This is a genomic window from Idiomarina loihiensis L2TR (genome assembly GCF_000008465.1).
Classification (GTDB): Bacteria; Pseudomonadota; Gammaproteobacteria; order Enterobacterales; family Alteromonadaceae; genus Idiomarina; species Idiomarina loihiensis.
In genome coordinates, this window is sequence record NC_006512.1 from 2,035,511 (window position 1) to 2,056,094 (window position 20,584).

Genomic DNA, 20,584 nt, shown 5'->3' on the forward strand with positions numbered 1-20,584 from the left:
TGTTCACTACCCCAGTATTTCGTCAACGCGCAATCCACGCTTCGCCGCAACTTGCTCCGGCGATTTCATGCCGTTCAACGCTTTGATAGTCGCGCGAACAACGTTGATTGGGTTGGTTGAACCATATGCCTTTGACAGCACGTTATGAACACCTGAAACTTCCAGAACCGCACGCATTGCACCACCAGCGATGATACCCGTACCTTCTGAAGCAGGTTGCATGTATACCTGTGAACCTGAATGACGTCCTTTAACAGGATGCTGTAAAGTGTCGCCTTTCAGTTGAACGGTAACCATATTGCGACGTGCTTTTTCCATTGCTTTTTGAATAGCAGCGGGTACTTCACGCGCTTTACCATAACCAAAACCGACTTTACCTTTACCGTCGCCAACCACAGTCAGTGCAGTGAAGCTAAAGATACGACCACCTTTAACCACTTTTGCTACACGATTTACTGTGATCAACTTCTCTATCAGTTCACCGGTTTGAGCTTCTACATTTGCCATGTTCGTCTCCTAGAACTGAAGTCCGGCTTCACGAGCTGCGTCCGCTAATGCGGCTACGCGACCGTGGTATTTAAAACCACTACGATCGAAAGACACGTTTTTAACGCCTTTTTCAATCGCTCGTTCAGCGATAGTTTTGCCCACGACTTTGGCTGCGTCTACATTACCTGTAGATTTAAGCCCTTCGCGGACACTTTTCTCTGCAGTCGATGCGGCTGCCAGCACTTCAGAACCGTTAGGTGCGATCAACTGCGCGTAAATATGCCGTGGTGTACGGTGAACGACCAGGCGATTTGCACCCAACTCTTTAATTTGTTTACGTGCGCGAGTAGCACGACGTAAGCGAGCTGCTTTATTGTCCATCGTATTACCCTACTTTTTCTTGGCTTCTTTACGGCGCACTTGCTCGTCAGCATAACGGACACCTTTGCCTTTGTAAGGCTCGGGTTTACGGTATGCACGAATGTTAGCGGCAACTTGACCAACTAACTGCTTATCTGCACCTTTAACGACGACTTCAGTCTGAGTCGGAGTATCGATTGTGATCCCTTCAGGAATCTCGAACTCCACAGGATGCGAAAAGCCTAGCGTCAGGTTTAGTTTTTTACCTTGTGCTTGCGCACGGTAACCAACACCTATCAACTGTAACTTACGTTCGAATCCTTTAGTGACTCCGACCACCATGTTTTGCAACAATGCACGAGCCGTACCAGCTTGAGCTGTTGAGTTAGCAACACCTTCACGGGCGTTAGTACGTAACTCACTCTCATCTTTTACCAGTTCAACTGCATCGTTTACAACACGACTCAGTGAGCCTTGGGCACCTTTAATCGTGACTTCCTGGCCATTTAGCGTAACTTCAACGCCAGCAGGAATTTCAATGGGTGCTTTAGCAACACGTGACATTTCCTACCTCCTAATTACGCTACGTAACCGATAATTTCGCCACCAAGACCAGCTTGGCGAGCGGCACGATCAGTCATCAGGCCTTTAGACGTCGAAACTACTGCGATGCCAAGGCCACCCATTACGTTAGGCAACTCGTTGCGTTTCTTATAGATACGCAGACCAGGCCGACTAACGCGCTCGATTGTTTCAATTACTGGCTTGCCTTCGAAATATTTCAATTCGACTTCAAGCTCAGGTTTAACAGTACTCTCGGCACTGTAACCAGTAATAAAACCTTCTTCTTTCAGAACTTGAGCAATCGCCACTTTCTGCTTAGAAGACGGCATTTTAACCGTTACTTTGTTAGCACCTTGAGCGTTGCGAATGCGTGTGAACATATCCGCAATTGGATCTTGCATGCTCATATTTGCTTTCTCCCGTGATTCGTGGCTTACCAGCTAGCTTTTTTCAAGCCAGGAATTTCACCGCGCATCGCCATCTCACGGACCTTGATTCGGCTCATGCCGAATTTACGAAGGAAACCATGAGGACGACCAGTTATACGACAACGGTTACGTTGACGCGTCGGACTGGCATCACGTGGGAGCTGTTGCAACTTAAGTACGGCTTCCCAACGCTCTTCGTCTGATGCTTTAGGGTCATTAATGACCGTTTTCAGTGCGTTGCGTTTTTCTGCGTATTTTGAAGCGATTTTAGCTCGCTTCACGTCACGCGCTTTCATTGACTGTTTTGCCATAACTCTACACCTTACTTTCTGAACGGGAAGTTAAAGGCAGCTAGCAAAGCACGAGCTTCGTCATCTGTGCCAGCATTTGTGGTAATGGTGATATCCAGACCACGTACCTTGTCGACTTTGTCATAGTCGACCTCCGGAAAGATGATCTGCTCACGAACACCCATGCTGTAATTACCACGACCATCGAACGATTTAGGGTTCAGGCCACGGAAGTCACGGATACGTGGGATTGCAATCGAAATTAAGCGTTGCAAAAAGTCCCACATGCGCTCGCCGCGCAGAGTTACTTTACAGCCAATCGGGAAGCCTTCACGGACTTTGAAACCGGCGACAGACTTGCGTGCCACAGTACGAATTGGCTTTTGACCAGAGATAGCCTCTAGGTCAGCCACTGCGTTATCAAGTACTTTTTTGTCAGCCAGAGCTTCACCAACACCCATGTTAAGGGTGATTTTATCAATCCGAGGGACTTGCATGACGCTGTTGTAGCTGAACTCTTTCATAAGCTCAGGAACTACCGATTCTCTGTAAAAATCATGCAGTTTCGCCATCGTAAAACTCCAAGTTTGAATTAAATGATTGCGTTGTTCGATTTGAAGAAGCGAACTTTCTTGCCATCTTCAAGACGAAATCCAACACGATCTGCTTTACCTGTCTCTGGGTTAAGGATCGCTACGTTCGAAATGTGGATTGCTGCTTCTTGTTCAACGATGCCACCTGATTCACCTAAAGCCGGATTTGGCTTCTGATGTTTCTTGACTACGTTGACGCCTTCCACGATCACGCGATCTTTATCGGTAAGAACTTTCAGGACTTTGCCTTGCTTGCCCTTGTCCTTACCTGCCAGGACGACTACTTCGTCATCACGTTTAATTTTTGCCGCCATAATTGACTCCTTATAGTACTTCTGGTGCCAGCGAGATAATCTTCATAAACTGCTCTGAACGCAGTTCACGAGTTACCGGCCCGAAAATACGTGTGCCAATGGGCTGTTGGTTGTTATTCAACAACACAGCCGCGTTGCGGTCAAAACGGATGACCGACCCGTCTTGTCGACGGACGCCTTTTCTGGTGCGAACGACCACCGCATTCACTACATCGCCTTTCTTCACCTTACCGCGCGGAATTGCTTCCTTGACAGTAACTTTGATGATATCGCCGATGTTTGCGTAGCGACGGTGCGAACCACCTAGAACCTTAATACATTGTACGCTGCGCGCGCCGGAGTTATCGGCAACGTCCAGGGTAGTTTGCATTTGGATCATTTCAGTGCCCCGCTTAGGTTAAAAAAACAGACCCTCTCGGGTCGTGCTGCCTTTGGTTTTTCCCTTATAAAAAGGGTCGCGAAGTGTAACAGATAAAATTTGTAAGTGGTAGGGTAATCTCAGAAAATTTCGTAGGCGTAAGATGAATTCACTATCTTAAGGGTTTAGTTTAGTTGGATTGCAGCAGAACCAATGGTAAATTCAATACTTTACGTTGCTCCGTTAATTATACCTTATTATAAGAGCACAGGCTGACTTGGGACTTCTATGGTATGAATCTGCTATTCATTATTTTTGCCCCATTCTTTGGTGCGCTCTTACCGCTATTATTTAAGCAAGCGTCGCGACCGACAAAGACTGGGATTACACTACTTGTTCCTATTTTCTGCTTAATTGTTTTGTTTCAGTACCTACCCGCTACACTTGCCGGTGAAGTACCTAAGCAAATGGTGGAATGGCTACCGGGTATAGGGCTTGATTTTGCCGTGCGTCTGGACGGCTTGTCACTTCTTTTCGTGGGGCTCATATTAGGCATAGGCGTACTGATTATTGGCTATGCTCACTACTATTTAAGCAGCGACGACGATGAATCCCGTTTTTATGCCTGCCTGCTGTTATTTATGTCATCGATGCTGGGCATCGTTATGGCAGATAATATCTTACTAATGTGGGTTTTCTGGGAACTGACCAGCATCTCTTCCTTTTTACTTATTGGTTATTGGTTCCATAGCAGTGATGCACGTCGCGGTGCTCGCATGGCATTGGCAACAACCGGCGCCGGAGGTCTGGCACTGTTAGCCGGATTACTAATAATTGGGCACATAGCCGGTGGCTATCAACTGGATACTGTATTCGCCGCAGCAGACCAGATAAAAGCGCACGCTTACTATGTACCCGCTTTAATACTCGTTTTATTAGGAGCCTTTACTAAGTCAGCCCAGTTTCCATTTCAATTTTGGCTACCACATGCCATGGCGGCGCCAACTCCCGTAAGTGCGTACTTACACTCTGCGACCATGGTAAAAGCCGGTATCTTTCTATTAGCACGTTTTCATCCGGTATTAGCCGAGACTGAACTGTGGTTTACCCTGGTGACATTAACCGGTTTAATTACCATGTTAGTCGGTGCTTACTTTGCTCTGTTAAAGCACGACCTTAAAGGTTTGCTGGCTTTCTCTACGGTAAGCCATCTGGGCCTCATTTGTATGTTACTGGGGATAGGCACCCAGGCGGCTGTGATAGCGGCGCTATTTCACATTATTAACCATGCTCTATTTAAAGCCGCGCTGTTTATGACCGCAGGCATTATTGACCATGAGTCCGGCACTCGTGATATGCGTAAACTGCAAGGGCTTATGAGCCTGATGCCTATAACGGCTACTCTTGCCATGATTGTAGCGGCCTCAATGGCAGGAATACCACCGTTTAACGGGTTTATGTCTAAAGAGCTATTCCTGGATCAAGCTCTGCAGCAACATTTATTCGGTGGGCTGTCATGGTTTATTCCTATTTTGGCGACTGTGGGAGCCATGCTGTCGGTGGCTTACTCTATTCGCTTTATTCACGATGTTTTCTTTAACGGCGACTATAAAGAACTGCCCAAAAAACCACATGATCCTCCTCGCATGATGTCTGTACCGGTTGCTGTGTTAGGGTTCCTTTGTATCGCTATCGGCGTCGCACCAATGACTATGGTCTCCGGTATACTCGATCAGGCCGCCGCCGCTGTTACCGGCTCTCCTGTTGAAGTAAAACTATCGCTTTGGCACGGCTTTAACATGCCTCTGTTAATGAGCGCAGTCGCAGTGGTTGGCGGTATTCTGATATACCTTTCCCGCGATCAACTGTTTACATTTAATCGCCAATTTGACGGGCAGGACGCTAAACACAATTTTGAACGCCTCGTGCAAAAAGCCTCTGATGCAGCAGCAAATTTTTACGACCGCTTAGACACAGGTTCCTTGCAGCGCTACATTGCTTTTGTTCTTATCAGCGTTATTGTCGTGTTGCTTCCTTCGTTAAGCGACCTAAGCGTGGTAACTGGTGGCAAACCTCAGTTGCCTGTTGATATGGTGAGCATGGTTGGTGCTATCATCCTGATATCCGCAGCATTTGCCACCGCTACATTACATCGTAATCGTTTTGTGATGTTGATGATGCTATCCGTGGTTGGACTGGTTGTGTCGTTAGCTTTCGCGCACTTTTCGGCCCCGGATCTTGCCATGACTCAGTTGGTTGTCGAAGTGGTCAGTATTATCTTAATGATACTGGCGTTGTTCTTTATGCCACAAAAAACCAGTCGGGCCTCTTCTGGCCACCGAGTTTTTCGTGACATAATCATTGCGAGCTTTATTGGTGGTATTGTCGCGACCTTAAATTTCGCAATACTGACCTCACCGTTTGAAAGCATCTCGGACTTTTTCCTTGCGAATGCAAAATCCGGTGGTGGTGGAACCAACGTAGTAAACGTCATTCTGGTGGACTTTCGTGGTTTCGATACATTAGGAGAAATTACCGTTCTGGCAATAGCTGCCGCAGGTATTCATAAGCTGCTTAATAAGCTAAAACCATTTATGCCTTCCAGTGATATTGACGGACGCCCCTGGCATAGAATTAGACACCCGTTGATGTTAACAACTGTTGCCAACATTATTTTACCCATGGCGATGGTAGTTGCTGCCTATATATTCCTAAGAGGCCACAACTTACCGGGTGGTGGTTTCATCGCAGGCCTGATAGTCGCCTCGGCGATGATCCTGCAATACATTGCCAATGGTGTCGACTGGATGAAAGAACGCTTTAGCGTTAATTATCAATCTCTAATGTCATTTGGCGTTTTGATTGCCGCGCTTACCGGGCTTGGTAGCTGGCTGTTTGGCAAGCCTTTCCTGACTTCCTGGTTTACCTATTTAAACTGGCCAGTGGTTGGTAAATTTGAATTTGCAACGGCTTTACTCTTCGATCTTGGCGTTTTCCTAACGGTTGTTGGCGCTACTATGATGATTTTAAGTAACTTCGGGAAGATGACGACACGTCATCGCCCAACGCATGAGGGTCATTAATGGAAACTTTATACTCAGTTACCGTTGGTATTTTAACCGCATGCAGTGTTTTTCTAATTCTGCGCGGCCGTTCATTTCCTGTGGTCGTCGGCATTACCATGCTGTCTTATGCCGTTAACTTATTTCTATTTTCAACCGGTCGTCTGACAATAGACGGCGCACCAATTTATGGCACGCAGGAAACCTATGCCGACCCTTTACCTCAGGCACTAGTTCTCACCGCTATCGTTATCGGCTTCGCCATGACAGCGTATTCAATTATTCTGGCTGTGCGCGCCCGAGGCGAGATAGGGACGGATGAAGTTAACCAACAAGATAACAGCACGGAGGGCAACCGCTAATGTGGCAACAACATTTGGCGATACTTCCTATTTTGGTGCCGTTACTGGCGGCGCTGCTACAGCTTCTTCCCTGGGGAGACAGACCTCAGCCAAAACGCAGAGCCATAGGCCTGCTGTCCAGTATATTAACTTTAATACTGACTATTGCCCTGCTCGTTCAGGTTAATCAAGATCAGATGATTGTTTATGCATTAGGCAATTGGTCTGCGCCATTTGGAATTGTCCTGATGGTGGACAAGCTTAGTGCTCTGATGATGCTGGTAACGGCAATATTGGCATTACCAGTGCTCATCTACGGTTGTTATGCCGAAGATAATCTTGGCTCACACTTTCAGGCATTATTTCAGTTTCAGATAATGGGTATTATGGGGGCTTTTGCTACCGGCGATATTTTCAACTTATTCGTCTTCTTCGAAGTTCTTCTGATTTCCTCCTACGCACTATTAATGCACGGTGGAGGAAAATTTCGCCTACGCACAACCTTACACTACGTATTACTCAACCTTTTAGGTTCAGCACTTTTCCTAATTAGTGTCGGTACTCTATATGGTGTTACAGGCACTTTGAATATGGCTGACCTTGCTACCCAAGTTCAACAGTTAAGCGGAGACCAGGCCGCCTTAGCTAAAGCCGGTGGTATGATGCTATTGATAGTATTCGGCATTAAAGCCGCTATCCTGCCGTTGCACTTCTGGCTGCCTCAGGCCTATTCCACAACAACCGGAGTTGTTGCCGCTCTATTCGCAATAATGACAAAAGTTGGGGTTTACGCCATAGTTCGGGTCTACACACTCATTTTCGGTCCTGAAGCTAATGAGCTTGCACTCATTGCACATGACTGGCTTTGGGTTATGGGTCTCGTTACCATGCTAGCCGGCGCTATCGGAATTATCGGAGCTCGCGACTTGCGCTTGCTTGTGGCTTATTTAGTCGTCATTTCAATTGGAACACTTATCGCAACCTACAGCTTGAATGGAATTGCGACAACCGGAGCCATGCTGTTTTATTTAATCCACTCAACCTTTATCACTGGCGCATTATTTTTACTGGCCGACCTTATTGCGTTCGAACGTGGTAAAACCGCATCACGCATCGTATCGGGCAAGAAAATGGCCAATCACTCTGCTTATTCAGTCATGTTTTTAATTGCTGCAATAGCAATAATTGGTTTACCACCTCTGTCAGGTTTTGTCGGAAAACTTATGATTATGGAATCGGCAAGCCCAACCGGGGCCAGTTTTTGGCTGTGGGGAGCCATGTTAGGCGCAACTCTTATTATGCTAATTTCAGTCACCCGGGCGGGAAGTAAAATGCTCTGGCACACACTGTCGGGTAAAGCGAATGAACAATCCGCTCCTTTAGGGAAAAGAGCTGCTGTTGTTATGCTTCTGTCGTTATCGGTTGTTATGACGTTATTTGCCAGCCCAATACGCAACTATACCGATGATGTCGCTGAACAGCTTTACGACATAGACCAGTACCCATCCCGCGTGCTGACAAAAGGAGCGGAATAATTACTATGAAAAAACTATTTCCGACACCTTTGTTATCTTTTTTCTTATTGACGCTATGGGTTCTATTATTTAACTCGGTTTCGCCCGGGGTGATCATACTGGGCGCTTTATTTTCCTGGTTTATTCCATTTTTATTCCGTGACGCCTGGCCTAATTTTGCAAAAGTTAAGCGCCCCGACCTGGCAGTCGTTTACTTTTTCATTCTGCTGAATGACATTGTCGTGGCTAACTTTAAGGTTGCCGGTATGATTCTTGGGAAACCTCGCTCGATAAAACCCGCGTTGTTTGTTTTTCCACTGGATATGAAAGAGGAGCTTCCGGTTACTCTTCTTGCAAGTACCATAACACTGACGCCGGGAACGGTATCCTGCGAAATTACTCGTGGGCGCAAAGGCATTCTTATTCACGCATTCTCAGAAGAAAGCCCGGAAGAAGTCATAAAAACGATTCGAAACCGTTATGAGCGTCGCCTGAAGGAGATATTCCAATGTTAACGACGGTACTACACATTGCCTTCTTGTTATTCAGTCTATCGGTATTAATGAATTTCTGGCGCCTTATTAAAGGACCCGATCTACCGGACAGAATACTGGCTCTGGATACAATTTACATTAATTCGCTGGCTTTACTGCTGTTGCTGGGTATGTACCAAAACACGCAAACCTATTTTGAAGCAGCATTACTCATTGCCATGTTCGGTTTTGTCGGTACCATCGCGGCAGGTAAATTTTTACTGCGTGGCGACCTAATAGAATAAAAAGGAAAACCTTATGGATGCATTGAACCAATTACCAGCATGGTCACAGTGGCTAGCGGCCTTCTTTATCTTATTAGGCGCTATATTTGCCTTTATTGGCTCTTTGGGGTTAGCAATACTCCCCGACTTTTTTACTCGTTTACACGCCCCCACGAAAAACACCACAATAGGCATTGGAGGCATAGTCATAGCTTCTATTCTTATTACTTCGGTACAAGGGTCGATTAACCTGAACGAACTTCTGATTGCCATATTCCTGTTTTTGACGGCACCTATCAGCGCCCACATTATGGCTAAAGCCGCATTACATACAGAACTGAAGATGTTTAATCGAACAAAAGACTTTCGTCAGGAAGGGGATTCTTACGAGCATATATTGCCTAATAAAAAAGACATGGAACCATAAGGTTCCATGTCTTTCGCAGTAAAAACTTAAATCGCTTTAGAAATAGTAACCAAAGTTAATGTTAAAGCGGTCATTGACCTCGCCACCATCAGTTGCGGTATTACCACCAATAAATGGTTGGTTTTTTGCTCTTACGTAATCAACATAAGTATAAAAACCGCCGCCGGCTGCAACAGCAACCCCTAGAACGTTCATCCAGGTATCATCTTGATAACCCATTTTATCGGTCATTAAGCTGTGGTCATTATAGAAAGTTAAGCTTGTCAGAGGACCAATATCTACTGGCAAAGTATAAGCAACATTAGCTGTATACAGTTTCGCTTCAGTAGGAATTGCGTCGTAATAAGCGTAAGCAGCCATGTAAACACCACGGTTTTCTAATTTTATATCGTAGTCATAGTCTGAATACTGTAACTGTACGTTCCAGGGGCCGTTATTGTAGACACCATGAGCGGCCCAGGCCATACGATTACCAACATTCTGATTCTCATACGCCTGTGCATCTGTGAAGCCTTCAGCGGCCGTTCCTGAATACAAATTCCCGCCTTGCAAAGACACACCAAGCTCTAAGTTCTCATCATCGCTGAAGGTAAACTTACGTGCGGTTCTGAAAGCATAACTATTGCTCTCACCTACAGGTAAACCCGGTTCGTCATAAGCGCCCTGACCTGGTAACCGAATACCCACGGTGTCATAGTTATAGCGCGCTGTACGATCAGATGTTGAGCCGTCAATACCGCCCTGCTCATCTGATTTCAGGTAAGCTAAATCAAAATCCCACTCATCGCCACGGTATTTGAACCGAATACCGTTATCATGTTCGTCTTCCAGGCCAACATAGAAAGTACTATTGAAGAAATAACTGTGGGAGTTGTAAGGCATGTTGCCAAATGGGATTTTTACAACACCAACCTGCCCCTGCAGTTTATCGGTGAAGTCATAACCAAACCAAGCGTGTTTAATAACGTCCTGATAATTAAACCAACGATATTCAGCAGAAAGGATGACACCTCCCATTTCTCCATCAAAATTCAGACGGAAAATATCGAAATCCAAATCGCCACCGCGGTTTTCATTATCTGAGTCATAATTATTGTATTCATACTGAAAACGAACAGCACCATGAATCTTTATTGGCCAATTTTCATTCTCTTCCGTTTTCTTTTCCAGCTCGTCTAAACGTGCATGGACTCCAGAGTCATAGACAACTCTGCGCTTCGAACTGTTTTCGTTACTGGCAATTTCATTGCCTTTTTCTACTTCTCGTTCTTTTACAACAACAACTTCTTCTTTTTCACGCTCTTCTTTTTCTTCAAGCCGTTTCTCCAATTGAGCTAAACGTTCTTTTAATGCCTGAATTTCCTGTTCAACCGAATTACTATCTTGAGGAGCAGCAATGACCGGACTTGCCGCAAGCACAGTAGCTGCAAAAAATAAACTTTTTGACATGAATTGTCTCCCTCTGAGAACTACGCATTGGTGTGCGTATTTATTATTTCTTATGTTAAAAAGAAATTTATTTAATTTCAGATATTTGTACTAAACCTATTAAGGTTTAGATCAAAAAAAAAGCCTCCGCAAGGGAGTAATGCTTGTCAGTTAAGCTAACTGGCTGTCGGTTTAGAAGGCGGTCGCATCGGATAACGTTGCGGCCGCCTTTTTATTGAACGAGGGTAATATCGCTCTCGTCTTTCGGGCAGCACGAATGCGCTGGCCATTTCCATCATTTGCTCCATGACTTTGGGTATTTTTCCGGGTGAGATGTGTACCAGTATATGTAACTGCCCCACCAGATAATGAGAGGCTTGTTTGAAACTTATTTGATTCGGCTCAATATGCTTCAGGCTATAGGCCATTTGCGCCATCATATACCGCAATAAGTTATAAGCGACCAGCATGCCCCACAACTCCTGCTCAACCAGGTCAGGCCGTTTGCTGCGCAGGGTCAGCTCACTCTTCAGCATATATTGTTTCATTTCACGGTAAGCCTGCTCGATTTCCCAGCGATGAGCATATAAGTCAACGATATCGGCTTCAGGATAACGCATCGTGTCTGTCATTGAGGTTAATATCGCAACCTCTTTTTTAGCTATTTTCTTACACACTAAACGCGCCTGAACAGTGTCCGGTGCATTATCCCACTTCTTCTTAGCTTGTGGTGAGAGCCTAATTTCTACCAATTTGTCCGTGTCGCTAAAAGACTTCTTGACAGAGTATTGTGCGCCTTTTCTGAGGGGAATAAGCCAATGGCGCTCCTCACCGGCACGATGCCATTGATCCAGTAAACCCAGCGCATAAAACCCTTTATCGAACAGCGTCAGTGAGTGGTCCGGCGTCTGTTCAATCAGCCGGGCTGCCAGGTCTACTTCACTAACCTCTGCAATACTGCCGAACTCCGTCGAGGTGACTAAATGGCTGCTTACTTCCATTTGATTCACCATCCGAATTTGAGGATAGTCGGATTCAGCCCGCTGGTTAGCCGTTCGCCCATAGGAAGCATCATTCTCCGGTGTGTCCGGTGTACGCCAGACGGTGCCGTCGACAGCCAGAACCGATAGATTATTCCAGTGAGAAAGCGGTAGTTTATCGAACCACAGCTCATTAGTGAGCTCAAACATACGCTTCATAACATTAGCCCCCAAACGCTGACGAGCCTGAACTACGGCACTCGGCGCAACGTAAGGTCTTTTGCCGGGCAACATTAAATCAAGGTGTGAAACGAGCTGACGCATCGGCATTTCCCGAAATAATGCCATTCCTACGACCGCCCAGACCATAAAGTCCATTGGCAAACGGCGTTTGCGTACCGTTGTAACGCCCGCGTCTTCAAGGCATTGTTCGATTAACTCAGGCTCCAGCAGATCCGGTAGTTTACTAAAATCATCCGGCGTAAACTCCTGCAGTTGGTCCAGTGCTTGACTCAGAAACATAAAAAATCCGTAGTTAGAAAACCTAACTACGGATTTTGAAGTCTCTGCCGGATCGGTCAACCGATCGCTAAAATTTTTCTTAACTGATCGGCATTACCGCAAGGGAGGCCTTTTAATTTCTTTTCGCTATCTGCGTCTAGACAACAGTCGCGCGATCAACGATTTCTTCCAGAGTCCAAGATTTATTCTTAGACAGCGGACGACATTCGCGAACAATCACGGTATCGCCAGCTTTAACCTGGTTTTCTTCGTCATGCGCATGTACTTTAGTTGTACGCGTGATGTACTTCCCGTATACCGGGTGCTTTACACGACGTTCAACAGCTACAGTGATGGTTTTATCCATCTTATCGCTGACAACTTTGCCTTGCAGAGTACGAACACGTTTTTCGTCAGTCATTACGCACCTGCCTTCTCATTTAAGATGGTTTTAACACGTGCGATATCACGACGCACTTGTTTCATCATGTGAGTCTGATTCAGCTGACCAGTTGCTGCCTGCATGCGCAGATTAAACTGCTCACGACGCAAGCCTAACAACTCTTCTTGCAGCTGCTCAACGGTTTTATCTTTCAGTTCACTTGCTTTCATCACATTACCGTCCGAGTCACAAAAGTGGTTTTGAAAGGCAGTTTACGTGCCGCCAGGCGGAACGCTTCACGTGCCAACTCTTCAGGAACACCGTCCATTTCATACAGAACGCGACCTGGTTGAATCTGAGCAACCCAGTATTCGACGTTACCTTTACCTTTACCCATACGAACTTCTAAAGGCTTTTTGGTAATAGGCTTGTCAGGAAATACACGGATCCAGATTTTACCTTGACGCTTAACGTGACGAGTCATTGCACGACGGCCTGCTTCGATTTGACGCGCGGTCATACGACCACGGTCAGTAGCTTTTAAACCAAAAGTACCGAAGCTGACTTTGTTACCAGACTGCGCCAGACCACGGTTGCGGCCTGTGTGAACCTTACGGAATTTTGTACGCTTAGGTTGTAACATATCGTCTCTCCTTACTTACGGTTCTTGCCGCGCTTAGGAGCTGGCTTTTCTTCAGTTGGAAGTCCACCAAGAACTTCACCACGGAAAATCCAGACCTTAACACCGATGATACCGTAAGTGGTGTTCGCTTCTGAGGTCGAGTAGTCGATGTCTGCACGTAATGTGTGCAGCGGTACACGGCCTTCACGATACCACTCAGTACGTGCAATCTCTGCGCCGCCTAAACGACCACTCACTTCAACTTTGATACCTTTGGCACCCAAGCGAATGGCGTTTTGTACGGCACGTTTCATAGCACGACGGAACATGACACGACGTTCCAACTGACCAGCAATATTGTCAGCTACCAGCTGCGAATCCAACTCAGGCTTACGAACTTCTGAGATGTTGATTTGCGCAGGAGCACCTGTCAACTTAGAAACTTGCTTACGCAGCTTTTCTACGTCTTCGCCTTTCTTACCGATAACCACGCCAGGACGTGCTGTGTGAATAGTCACACGAACGCTCTTAGCTGGACGATCGATAACGATACGAGAGACTGATGCATTGCGCAGTTCTTTGTTCAGGAACTTACGTACCTGAAAATCACTGTGCAGGTTATCAGCGAACTCATTTGTATTCGCATACCAGGTTGCATTCCATGGTCTGGAGATACCTAGGCGAATACCATTAGGATGTACTTTCTGACCCATAATTTATCTCCTAGCTATCTGACACGACCACAGTAATGTGGCTGGTGCGCTTAAAGATACGATCGGCACGGCCTTTCGCCCGTGGCTTGATGCGCTTCATAGTAGGACCTTCGTCTAAAAAGACTCGGCTCACTTTAAGTTCATCAATATCCGCACCTTCGTTATGTTCCGCGTTCGCGATTGCTGACTCAAGAACTTTCTTGATTAAGCCAGCAGCTGCTTTGGGGCTGTATGCCAGGATATCCAGTGCTTTTTCTACCGGAAGTCCACGGATTTGGTCTGCGACCAAACGGCCCTTCTGCGCTGAAACGCGGGCAAATTGGTGTTTAGCAATTGCTTCCATCACTCTCTACCTCTTACCGTTTCTTCGCTTTCTTATCAGCAGCATGGCCGCGATAAGTACGGGTTGGCGCGAATTCGCCTAATTTATGACCGATCATTTCATCTGTCACGTAGACAGGAACGTGCTGACGACCGTTGTGAACAGCGATTGTCAGGCCGATCATATCTGGGATGATCATTGAACGACGGGACCAAGTTTTAATTGGCTTCTTTTCCCCGGCTTCCAACGCTTTCTCCACCTTATTTAGCAGGTGAAGGTCAATAAATGGACCTTTTTTAAGAGAACGTGGCATGTTTTATCCTCAACTCTTATTTGTTGCGACGGCGTACGATGAACTTATCGGTACGCTTGTTTTTACGGGTTTTGTAGCCCTTGGTCGGCGTGCCCCATGGAGTCACAGGATGACGTCCACCAGAGGTACGGCCTTCACCACCACCGTGAGGGTGATCAACTGGGTTCATCGCCACACCGCGAACGGTCGGACGAATACCACGCCAGCGGTTTGCACCGGCTTTACCCAATTGACGCAGCATGTGTTCTGCGTTGCCTACTTCACCGATAGTTGCACGACCTTCAGACTGAACGCGACGCATCTCACCTGAACGTAAACGAACAGTAACATAAGCACCGTCACGAGCAAGAATCTGGCAATAAGCACCCGCTGAACGAGCCATCTGTGCGCCTTTACCTGGCTGTAACTCTACCGCGTGAACAACACTACCCACAGGGATGTTGCGCATTGGCAGGCTGTTACCAGGTTTGATTGGTGCGTCAACACCAGACTGGATACGATCGCCTACTGAAAGGTTTTTCGGAGCCAGAATGTAACGGCGTTCACCGTCAGCATACAAAACTAAAGCGATATTCGCTGAACGGTTAGGATCGTATTCAATACGCTCAACCTTTGCAGGGATACCATCTTTATTACGTTTAAAGTCGATTACACGGTAGTGGTGTTTATGACCACCGCCAATGTGACGAACCGTGATACGACCGTTATTGTTACGACCACCAGACTTGCTGTTTTTTTCCAGCAATGGTGCGTAAGGCTTGCCTTTGTACAGGTCCTGACCGACGACTTTAACGACGTGGCGTTGACCCGGAGACGTAGGCTTACTTTTAACTACAGCCATGTTTATTCCTCCTGTTACTCAGCGCCGCCTGAGAAGTCAATGTCAGCACCTTCATTCAAGGCAACATACGCTTTCTTCCAGTCACTGCGTTTCCCAAAACGAGAACCAGTACGTTTGGTTTTACCCTTCACGTTGACTGTACGTACGTTTTTGACTTCAACTTCAAACAATTTTTCGACAGCCGCTTTGATTTCGGTTTTAGTCGCATCAACAGCTACTTTAAAAACAACCGTGTTGTTATTTTCAGCAGTGTTAGTCGATTTTTCCGAAACGTGAGGTGCTAAAATCACTTTAAGCAAACGTTCTTCGCGCATCATGATAACACCTCCTCAAGCTGCTTGACGGCGTCAGCAGTCATCAGCACTTTCTCGAAAGCAATCAGACTGACAGGGTCAATACCCTGAACATCGCGCACGTCGACTTTATGCAAGTTGCGAGAAGCTAAGAACAGGTTCTCATCAACTTCTTTTGTCACGATCAAAACGTCGTTCAGATCCATTTCTTTCAGTTTCGCTGCCAGTTGCTTTGTTTTTGGCTCATCAACACCAAACTTCTCAACAACAATCAAACGTTCCTGACGAATCAGTTCCGACAAAATGCTTTTAATCGCACCGCGGTACATTTTTTTGTTTACTTTCTGGCTGTGATTTTGCGGTTTAGCTGCAAAAGTCGCACCACCAGAACGCCAGATAGGACTACGGATTGTACCTGCACGGGCACGACCAGTACCTTTTTGACGCCAAGGCTTCTTACCACCACCGGCTACTTCAGAACGAGTTTTCTGAGCTTTTGTGCCCTGACGAGCACCTGCAGCGTAAGCTACAACTACTTGATGGACAAGGGCTTCATTAAACTCACGTCCAAAGGTAGCTTCGGAAACCTCAAGAGCGCCTTTTGCGTCTTTCAATGTTAATTCCATCACTATTCTCCTCAGACGTTATGCCTTGACCGCTGGTTTAACGATCACATCACTTCCGGTTGCACCCGGGACCGCACCTTTGATCAACAACAAGCTGCGCTCTGCATCAACCCGAACTAATTCAAGTGATTGCGTAGTGACTTGCTCATTACCCATCTGACCAGCCATTTTCTTGCCTTTGAATACTTTACCAGGCGACTGGTTTTGACCGATTGAACCCGGTGCACGGTGAGATAATGAGTTACCATGAGTAGCGTCCTGCATGCTGAAGTTCCAGCGCTTCACAGTACCGGCAAAGCCTTTACCTTTTGAAGTACCAGTAACGTCTACTTTGTTAACTTCTGCAAAAATATCAACAGTCAGTTCAGAACCTACTGCGTAATCTTCGCCTTCGCCATTTTGCAGGCGGAATTCCCAAAGACCACGACCAGCCTCTGTACCAGCTTTAGCAAAGTGACCTGCTAAAGGCTTGGTTACACGGCTCGCTTTCTTCTCGCCTGTGGTTACTTGAAGGGCACGGTAACCGTCAGTGTCATCAGATTTAACCTGAGTCACACGGTTCGCCAGCACTTCGATCACAGTAACAGGAACAGAAGCGCCGTCTTCCTGGAAGACACGCGTCATTCCTACTTTACGACCGACTAGACCTATAGCCATTGTTAAAACCTCTCGTGTGTAATCCTATTACTGCCCACTTAACCCAAGCTGATCTGTACATCAACGCCAGCTGCCAAATCTAAACGCATAAGCGCGTCAACCGTTTTGTCAGTAGGGTCCATGATATCAATCAGACGCTTGTGGGTGCGGATTTCGTACTGGTCACGCGCGTCTTTATTCACGTGTGGAGAAATCAGCACGGTGAAGCGTTCTTTCCGTGTTGGCAGTGGGATAGGACCACGTACCTGAGCACCAGTGCGTTTTGCAGTTTCAACAATCTCTGCAGTCGACTGGTCGATCAGACGGTGATCGAACGCTTTCAAACGAATCCGAATTCTTTGATTAGCCATAAATAAATCAAAGCCTCAATAAAAGAGCATTTAAAAAAGAGCACAGAAAATCGCAACCTCCCTGGCACATACCGGGGGTGCGATGTTCTACGTCAACCATTCAGTCCCCAATCGGGACTGTTGTCGAACGCCTTTCACACGGCCAAAGCCGATAAACTCAAAAGACGTGGCCGCGAATTATACCGATTCACGGCCTGGTGTCAAGGCCTTAATGTGTTTTGGCGTAGTCTTCAACCTGCTCCCAAACACGCATTAAATTACCACCCAGAATCATTTCAATTTCTTTATCTGAGTACCCTCTGTCCATCAACCCCTGAACAAGATTTGGATAGCTAGATACGTCTTTTAGTCCAACAGGTAAGGAATCACCAACACCATCGTAGTCGGAGCCAATACCGATATGTTCAACCCCAATCAAATCACGTACATGATCGATATGGTCTAAAACGGTATCTACAGTCGCAAAGGGGTACGGATTATTAGCTTCAATGTCCTTAATGCGACGTTTCGCTTCGTCGCTGTCTTCGCCATATTGCTCTTTTACTGCGGTAATCCGCTTTTTCATCATGTCACGGTAACGGTTGGCCTGCTCAGCCAAAAACGACGAACCAAAGTTAATTTGGATAACGCCCTCATTTTTCGCTAAGGCCTTTAGCATGTCATCGCTCATATTACGTTCAAAACCCGGAGTGTAAGAGCGCAGCGACGAATGCGACGCAATGACCGGAGCGTCACTAATTTCAACCGCCTGATAAAACGCCTCATCGGAAATGTGCGACACATCAACCATAACCCCTACCTTATTCATTTCTTTGACCAATTTTTTACCGAATGGACTTAAGCCATCCCATTGACGGCGAATGTCATAAGAAGAGTCTGAAATGTGATTAGATAATGAGTGAGCCAGAGTAATGTAGCGAATACCGCGCTCATAGAACATACGCAGGTTGTCAAGATCGCCTTCGATAGGAGTGCCGTTTTCCATGCCCAAAGCAATTGACATCAAGCCTTGCTCTTTATTTTCGCGGATATCATCAGTGCTATAAGCCATTGCGAACTTATCTGGTGCACGTCCGACAAGCGCTTCCATACCGTCGATAAGCTCATGAGCCAACTGAACACTGCCGCCACTCTCTTCATAAGAGGCCGGAATATAAATAGACATAAACGGGGCATCGAGGCCACCTTCTACTGCACGCGGGTAGTCAAAATCCCCTTCTGCAGTGGCCTCTGTTACATCTTCCCACTTATCATGAATTCGATAAGGTACATCAATATGTGTGTCTATTAGTAAATACTGCTTCGCCAATTTTTCAGCTTTGTCACTAGCGGTATATTCCGCTTGTTCAGAAACGTTGGTTGCGGCTTGCCCCGCTGTTGCACAACCGGTAATAACGGCCAGTACAGAAGCGGCTATCAGAGACTTCATCATACGTATTCCTCTTTTTATTTTTATACGAGATATACGCAGAGTAGCAAAAGTCTAGCTGTGCCGCATTACTGATACGCTGAAACTTATGACAGCGCCGACAATCAAGGTTCCTAATACCGGTGCCGCCAACCAAATGAGCCACCATTGATCTAATAAAATCACGGGAGCCCCTTACTGAGACTGCTTATTCTTTTGTTCAGAAGGGTCAATCTGAGTTTCAGCTTGCTTTAAATCAGGCAAAAACTCTATAACCCACTCTTCAATTGACTCTGAAACCGACTGTTTGACACTTTGCATCGCTTCTTCAGAAATTTCAGCAATCTGAGCTTGAAGCTCAGCAGTGATAGAATCTCTATTCTCATCGGCAGCTGAGACCGATGCACTGAACAACATAACACCACTGACAACACTTACGATTAACGCTTTCATGATTTTCTCCTTTGAATAAATGACAGTGCGTTAGTTAAGTCACACTATGTAATTCAAAGGTTGTGCCATCTTTTTAAATGTTGCTAACCATTTGTTATATAATCACTTTTTATTTTTAACTGAGAGAAAGAAGATTTCTCAGGTTAGTGTTTTTCACCAACTTTTAGTCAATTTATGACGTTAATGATGATACGTGCTGACTGTGATCATCGCGAAAAGCCAGAGCACCATAAAGCAGTTGTTCGGCGCTGGTGGCTCTGGGGCCTTTCACACTAAGATACTGGCGCCACCGCTTACCTCCGGTCATTCCCTGAAACAGTCCCAGCATATGGCGGGCCACATGCCAGGCGCGCCCGCCCTGTCGAATATGGTTGTCTATATAAGGTATCATCGCGGTAACTACAGCCTCACGAGTTAACTCTGCCGGCTTCGTTTCACTCAAAGAATCAAGCTGAGTAAGTAACCAGGGATTTTGGTAGGCTGCCCGGCCAATCATCACCCCATGGACCTGGTTTAAATGCTGCTTAACCTCATGCAATTCGACAATTCCGCCGTTAATCGCCACGGGGACATCAGGGTATCTTTTTTGGGCCCGGTAAACCCGTTCATACTGCAATTCAGGAATATCCCGGTTTTCTTTCGGGCTAAGGCCTTGCAGCCAGGCTTTACGGGCATGCAAAGTCAGTTGATCAACACCAGCAGCAACAACGGCATCGGTTAATTCATATAGAAAGTCATCAGAATCCTGCTCATCAATGCCCAAACGGGTTTTTACGGTAACCGGAATATCGGTTACCGCTTTCATTGCCTTTACGCATTCAGCAACTTTTTCCGGTTGAGCCATCAAGCACGCGCCAAAGCTACCATTTTGCACTCGGTCAGATGGGCAACCGACATTAATATTAACCTCATCGTACCCCCGCTCTTGTGCCAAACGCGCGCACTCGGCCATAGCCGCGGGCTCCGAACCTCCCAGCTGCAAAGCAACCGGATGTTCCTCTGCATTGAATGCCAGAAAATCCTGCTGACCAAAAATAATCGCACCTGTCGTTACCATCTCGGTATAAAGCAAGGTACTCCTGGTCAGGAGACGATGAAAATACCGGCAATGGCGATCGGTCCAGTCCAGCATCGGGGCTACAGAAAGCTTATAAGAATATGGTTCGGTCAAAACATCCACCCGGTAAAAAGTTAACCG

General features: G+C 46.4%; 30 protein-coding genes. 6 read left to right on the plus strand and 24 right to left on the minus strand.

The genetic code is table 11. The features are described 5' to 3' along the window. Positions 1 to 6: 6 nt before the first annotated feature. From rpsE to rplN, 8 genes are read right to left on the minus strand one after another with little or no spacing between them, the layout of a single operon-like run. Positions 7 to 507 carry a 30S ribosomal protein S5 gene (gene rpsE, locus IL_RS09765; protein WP_011235130.1) on the minus strand — a complete coding sequence of 167 codons (501 nt, stop codon included), beginning with the start codon at positions 505 to 507 and terminating at the stop codon, positions 7 to 9. Positions 508 to 516: 9 nt separating this feature from the next. Further along, entirely contained in the window at positions 517 to 870 is a 354-nt protein-coding gene (gene rplR / locus IL_RS09770; RefSeq protein ID WP_011235131.1) for a 50S ribosomal protein L18, read from the minus strand. Between the two features lie 9 nt (positions 871 to 879). Then, positions 880 to 1,413 carry a 50S ribosomal protein L6 gene (gene rplF, locus IL_RS09775; RefSeq protein WP_011235132.1) on the minus strand — a complete coding sequence of 178 codons (534 nt, stop codon included), beginning with the start codon at positions 1,411 to 1,413 and terminating at the stop codon, positions 880 to 882. 14 nt (positions 1,414 to 1,427) lie between these two features. After that, a complete protein-coding gene (gene rpsH, locus IL_RS09780) occupies positions 1,428 to 1,820 on the minus strand; it encodes a 30S ribosomal protein S8 (protein ID WP_011235133.1) in 393 nt (130 codons plus the stop codon). 26 nt (positions 1,821 to 1,846) lie between these two features. Next, positions 1,847 to 2,152 carry a 30S ribosomal protein S14 gene (gene rpsN, locus IL_RS09785; RefSeq protein WP_011235134.1) on the minus strand — a complete coding sequence of 102 codons (306 nt, stop codon included), beginning with the start codon at positions 2,150 to 2,152 and terminating at the stop codon, positions 1,847 to 1,849. An 11-nt stretch (positions 2,153 to 2,163) separates the two neighbouring features. Continuing rightward, positions 2,164 to 2,703 (minus strand): 50S ribosomal protein L5, encoded by a 540-nt coding sequence (gene rplE / locus IL_RS09790; RefSeq protein ID WP_011235135.1) that lies wholly within the window; start codon positions 2,701 to 2,703, stop codon positions 2,164 to 2,166. A 20-nt stretch (positions 2,704 to 2,723) separates the two neighbouring features. Further along, on the minus strand, positions 2,724 to 3,038 hold the full coding sequence (gene rplX, locus IL_RS09795; protein ID WP_011235136.1) for a 50S ribosomal protein L24: 315 nt from the start codon (positions 3,036 to 3,038) through the stop codon (positions 2,724 to 2,726). A 10-nt stretch (positions 3,039 to 3,048) separates the two neighbouring features. Then, complete coding sequence (gene rplN, locus IL_RS09800) at positions 3,049 to 3,417, minus strand: 50S ribosomal protein L14 (RefSeq protein WP_006956444.1); 369 nt, start codon at positions 3,415 to 3,417, stop codon at positions 3,049 to 3,051. Between the two features lie 272 nt (positions 3,418 to 3,689). Between rplN and IL_RS09805 the strand changes: the two genes are divergently transcribed. The 6 genes from IL_RS09805 to IL_RS09830 are packed head-to-tail and all read left to right on the plus strand — an operon-like array spanning position 3,690 to position 9,497. Further along, a complete protein-coding gene (locus tag IL_RS09805; RefSeq protein WP_011235137.1) occupies positions 3,690 to 6,479 on the plus strand; it encodes a monovalent cation/H+ antiporter subunit A in 2,790 nt (929 codons plus the stop codon). Then, positions 6,479 to 6,820, plus strand: coding sequence for a Na+/H+ antiporter subunit C (locus IL_RS09810; RefSeq protein WP_011235138.1), 342 nt, complete (start codon positions 6,479 to 6,481; stop codon positions 6,818 to 6,820). Before IL_RS09805 ends, IL_RS09810 begins: the two co-directional genes overlap by 1 nt. Next, positions 6,820 to 8,334, plus strand: a complete 1,515-nt coding sequence (locus IL_RS09815; RefSeq protein ID WP_011235139.1) for a monovalent cation/H+ antiporter subunit D — start codon at positions 6,820 to 6,822, stop codon at positions 8,332 to 8,334. The genes IL_RS09810 and IL_RS09815 overlap by 1 nt, the downstream gene beginning before the upstream one ends. A gap of 5 nt (positions 8,335 to 8,339) precedes the next feature. Next, the gene (locus IL_RS09820; RefSeq protein ID WP_011235140.1) at positions 8,340 to 8,828 is read left to right on the plus strand and encodes a Na+/H+ antiporter subunit E; all 489 of its coding nucleotides are present in this window, start codon (positions 8,340 to 8,342) and stop codon (positions 8,826 to 8,828) included. Then, positions 8,822 to 9,091 carry a K+/H+ antiporter subunit F gene (locus tag IL_RS09825; protein WP_011235141.1) on the plus strand — a complete coding sequence of 90 codons (270 nt, stop codon included), beginning with the start codon at positions 8,822 to 8,824 and terminating at the stop codon, positions 9,089 to 9,091. The genes IL_RS09820 and IL_RS09825 overlap by 7 nt, the downstream gene beginning before the upstream one ends. A gap of 13 nt (positions 9,092 to 9,104) precedes the next feature. Beyond that, on the plus strand, positions 9,105 to 9,497 hold the full coding sequence (locus IL_RS09830; protein WP_011235142.1) for a Na+/H+ antiporter subunit G: 393 nt from the start codon (positions 9,105 to 9,107) through the stop codon (positions 9,495 to 9,497). Between the two features lie 36 nt (positions 9,498 to 9,533). Here the strand turns inward: IL_RS09830 and IL_RS09835 are convergent, their stop codons facing one another. The 16 genes from IL_RS09835 to dusA all read right to left on the minus strand — a co-directional run bounded on the left by IL_RS09835 (position 9,534) and on the right by dusA (position 20,557). Beyond that, a complete protein-coding gene (locus IL_RS09835; RefSeq protein WP_011235143.1) occupies positions 9,534 to 10,946 on the minus strand; it encodes a hypothetical protein in 1,413 nt (470 codons plus the stop codon). Positions 10,947 to 11,101: 155 nt separating this feature from the next. Next, positions 11,102 to 12,427 carry an IS4-like element ISIlo1 family transposase gene (locus tag IL_RS09840; RefSeq protein WP_011234327.1) on the minus strand — a complete coding sequence of 442 codons (1,326 nt, stop codon included), beginning with the start codon at positions 12,425 to 12,427 and terminating at the stop codon, positions 11,102 to 11,104. A gap of 136 nt (positions 12,428 to 12,563) precedes the next feature. Further along, complete coding sequence (gene rpsQ, locus IL_RS09845) at positions 12,564 to 12,827, minus strand: 30S ribosomal protein S17 (protein WP_011235144.1); 264 nt, start codon at positions 12,825 to 12,827, stop codon at positions 12,564 to 12,566. Further along, positions 12,827 to 13,018, minus strand: coding sequence for a 50S ribosomal protein L29 (gene rpmC, locus IL_RS09850; protein ID WP_011235145.1), 192 nt, complete (start codon positions 13,016 to 13,018; stop codon positions 12,827 to 12,829). The genes rpsQ and rpmC overlap by 1 nt, the downstream gene beginning before the upstream one ends. After that, positions 13,018 to 13,431, minus strand: a complete 414-nt coding sequence (gene rplP, locus IL_RS09855) for a 50S ribosomal protein L16 (RefSeq protein ID WP_011235146.1) — start codon at positions 13,429 to 13,431, stop codon at positions 13,018 to 13,020. Before rplP ends, rpmC begins: the two co-directional genes overlap by 1 nt. Before the next feature lie 11 nt (positions 13,432 to 13,442). Further along, positions 13,443 to 14,123 (minus strand): 30S ribosomal protein S3, encoded by a 681-nt coding sequence (rpsC, locus tag IL_RS09860; protein ID WP_011235147.1) that lies wholly within the window; start codon positions 14,121 to 14,123, stop codon positions 13,443 to 13,445. 10 nt (positions 14,124 to 14,133) lie between these two features. After that, positions 14,134 to 14,466, minus strand: a complete 333-nt coding sequence (gene rplV / locus IL_RS09865; RefSeq protein WP_011235148.1) for a 50S ribosomal protein L22 — start codon at positions 14,464 to 14,466, stop codon at positions 14,134 to 14,136. Between the two features lie 13 nt (positions 14,467 to 14,479). Beyond that, positions 14,480 to 14,758, minus strand: a complete 279-nt coding sequence (gene rpsS / locus IL_RS09870; protein ID WP_011235149.1) for a 30S ribosomal protein S19 — start codon at positions 14,756 to 14,758, stop codon at positions 14,480 to 14,482. 16 nt (positions 14,759 to 14,774) lie between these two features. Further along, positions 14,775 to 15,599 (minus strand): 50S ribosomal protein L2, encoded by an 825-nt coding sequence (gene rplB, locus IL_RS09875; RefSeq protein ID WP_011235150.1) that lies wholly within the window; start codon positions 15,597 to 15,599, stop codon positions 14,775 to 14,777. Positions 15,600 to 15,613: 14 nt separating this feature from the next. Continuing rightward, positions 15,614 to 15,916 carry a 50S ribosomal protein L23 gene (rplW, locus tag IL_RS09880; protein WP_011235151.1) on the minus strand — a complete coding sequence of 101 codons (303 nt, stop codon included), beginning with the start codon at positions 15,914 to 15,916 and terminating at the stop codon, positions 15,614 to 15,616. Beyond that, entirely contained in the window at positions 15,913 to 16,518 is a 606-nt protein-coding gene (gene rplD / locus IL_RS09885; RefSeq protein ID WP_011235152.1) for a 50S ribosomal protein L4, read from the minus strand. The genes rplW and rplD overlap by 4 nt, the downstream gene beginning before the upstream one ends. Positions 16,519 to 16,536: 18 nt before the next feature. Beyond that, positions 16,537 to 17,175: a 50S ribosomal protein L3 gene (rplC, locus tag IL_RS09890; RefSeq protein ID WP_011235153.1), complete on the minus strand. Its 639-nt coding sequence runs from the start codon at positions 17,173 to 17,175 to the stop codon at positions 16,537 to 16,539. Between the two features lie 38 nt (positions 17,176 to 17,213). After that, positions 17,214 to 17,525 carry a 30S ribosomal protein S10 gene (rpsJ, locus tag IL_RS09895; protein ID WP_008488677.1) on the minus strand — a complete coding sequence of 104 codons (312 nt, stop codon included), beginning with the start codon at positions 17,523 to 17,525 and terminating at the stop codon, positions 17,214 to 17,216. A 208-nt stretch (positions 17,526 to 17,733) separates the two neighbouring features. Then, a complete protein-coding gene (locus tag IL_RS09900; protein ID WP_011235154.1) occupies positions 17,734 to 18,954 on the minus strand; it encodes a dipeptidase in 1,221 nt (406 codons plus the stop codon). 174 nt (positions 18,955 to 19,128) lie between these two features. Then, entirely contained in the window at positions 19,129 to 19,386 is a 258-nt protein-coding gene (locus IL_RS09905; protein WP_011235155.1) for a hypothetical protein, read from the minus strand. Between the two features lie 172 nt (positions 19,387 to 19,558). Further along, a complete protein-coding gene (gene dusA, locus IL_RS09910) occupies positions 19,559 to 20,557 on the minus strand; it encodes a tRNA dihydrouridine(20/20a) synthase DusA (protein WP_011235156.1) in 999 nt (332 codons plus the stop codon). Between the last annotated feature and the right edge of the window lie 27 nt (positions 20,558 to 20,584).

What these genes read in the sequence shown, in the direction of transcription:
- rpsE (WP_011235130.1), bottom strand. Translation starts at nt 507, where the DNA reads ATGGCAAATGTAGAAGCTCAAACCGGTGAACTGATAGAGAAGTTGATC.
- rplR (WP_011235131.1), bottom strand. Translation starts at nt 870, where the DNA reads ATGGACAATAAAGCAGCTCGCTTACGTCGTGCTACTCGCGCACGTAAA.
- rplF (WP_011235132.1), bottom strand. Translation starts at nt 1,413, where the DNA reads ATGTCACGTGTTGCTAAAGCACCCATTGAAATTCCTGCTGGCGTTGAA.
- rpsH (WP_011235133.1), bottom strand. Translation starts at nt 1,820, where the DNA reads ATGAGCATGCAAGATCCAATTGCGGATATGTTCACACGCATTCGCAAC.
- rpsN (WP_011235134.1), bottom strand. Translation starts at nt 2,152, where the DNA reads ATGGCAAAACAGTCAATGAAAGCGCGTGACGTGAAGCGAGCTAAAATC.
- rplE (WP_011235135.1), bottom strand. Translation starts at nt 2,703, where the DNA reads ATGGCGAAACTGCATGATTTTTACAGAGAATCGGTAGTTCCTGAGCTT.
- rplX (WP_011235136.1), bottom strand. Translation starts at nt 3,038, where the DNA reads ATGGCGGCAAAAATTAAACGTGATGACGAAGTAGTCGTCCTGGCAGGT.
- rplN (WP_006956444.1), bottom strand. Translation starts at nt 3,417, where the DNA reads ATGATCCAAATGCAAACTACCCTGGACGTTGCCGATAACTCCGGCGCG.
- IL_RS09805 (WP_011235137.1), top strand. Translation starts at nt 3,690, where the DNA reads ATGAATCTGCTATTCATTATTTTTGCCCCATTCTTTGGTGCGCTCTTA.
- IL_RS09810 (WP_011235138.1), top strand. Translation starts at nt 6,479, where the DNA reads ATGGAAACTTTATACTCAGTTACCGTTGGTATTTTAACCGCATGCAGT.
- IL_RS09815 (WP_011235139.1), top strand. Translation starts at nt 6,820, where the DNA reads ATGTGGCAACAACATTTGGCGATACTTCCTATTTTGGTGCCGTTACTG.
- IL_RS09820 (WP_011235140.1), top strand. Translation starts at nt 8,340, where the DNA reads ATGAAAAAACTATTTCCGACACCTTTGTTATCTTTTTTCTTATTGACG.
- IL_RS09825 (WP_011235141.1), top strand. Translation starts at nt 8,822, where the DNA reads ATGTTAACGACGGTACTACACATTGCCTTCTTGTTATTCAGTCTATCG.
- IL_RS09830 (WP_011235142.1), top strand. Translation starts at nt 9,105, where the DNA reads ATGGATGCATTGAACCAATTACCAGCATGGTCACAGTGGCTAGCGGCC.
- IL_RS09835 (WP_011235143.1), bottom strand. Translation starts at nt 10,946, where the DNA reads ATGTCAAAAAGTTTATTTTTTGCAGCTACTGTGCTTGCGGCAAGTCCG.
- IL_RS09840 (WP_011234327.1), bottom strand. Translation starts at nt 12,427, where the DNA reads ATGTTTCTGAGTCAAGCACTGGACCAACTGCAGGAGTTTACGCCGGAT.
- rpsQ (WP_011235144.1), bottom strand. Translation starts at nt 12,827, where the DNA reads ATGACTGACGAAAAACGTGTTCGTACTCTGCAAGGCAAAGTTGTCAGC.
- rpmC (WP_011235145.1), bottom strand. Translation starts at nt 13,018, where the DNA reads ATGAAAGCAAGTGAACTGAAAGATAAAACCGTTGAGCAGCTGCAAGAA.
- rplP (WP_011235146.1), bottom strand. Translation starts at nt 13,431, where the DNA reads ATGTTACAACCTAAGCGTACAAAATTCCGTAAGGTTCACACAGGCCGC.
- rpsC (WP_011235147.1), bottom strand. Translation starts at nt 14,123, where the DNA reads ATGGGTCAGAAAGTACATCCTAATGGTATTCGCCTAGGTATCTCCAGA.
- rplV (WP_011235148.1), bottom strand. Translation starts at nt 14,466, where the DNA reads ATGGAAGCAATTGCTAAACACCAATTTGCCCGCGTTTCAGCGCAGAAG.
- rpsS (WP_011235149.1), bottom strand. Translation starts at nt 14,758, where the DNA reads ATGCCACGTTCTCTTAAAAAAGGTCCATTTATTGACCTTCACCTGCTA.
- rplB (WP_011235150.1), bottom strand. Translation starts at nt 15,599, where the DNA reads ATGGCTGTAGTTAAAAGTAAGCCTACGTCTCCGGGTCAACGCCACGTC.
- rplW (WP_011235151.1), bottom strand. Translation starts at nt 15,916, where the DNA reads ATGATGCGCGAAGAACGTTTGCTTAAAGTGATTTTAGCACCTCACGTT.
- rplD (WP_011235152.1), bottom strand. Translation starts at nt 16,518, where the DNA reads ATGGAATTAACATTGAAAGACGCAAAAGGCGCTCTTGAGGTTTCCGAA.
- rplC (WP_011235153.1), bottom strand. Translation starts at nt 17,175, where the DNA reads ATGGCTATAGGTCTAGTCGGTCGTAAAGTAGGAATGACGCGTGTCTTC.
- rpsJ (WP_008488677.1), bottom strand. Translation starts at nt 17,525, where the DNA reads ATGGCTAATCAAAGAATTCGGATTCGTTTGAAAGCGTTCGATCACCGT.
- IL_RS09900 (WP_011235154.1), bottom strand. Translation starts at nt 18,954, where the DNA reads ATGAAGTCTCTGATAGCCGCTTCTGTACTGGCCGTTATTACCGGTTGT.
- IL_RS09905 (WP_011235155.1), bottom strand. Translation starts at nt 19,386, where the DNA reads ATGAAAGCGTTAATCGTAAGTGTTGTCAGTGGTGTTATGTTGTTCAGT.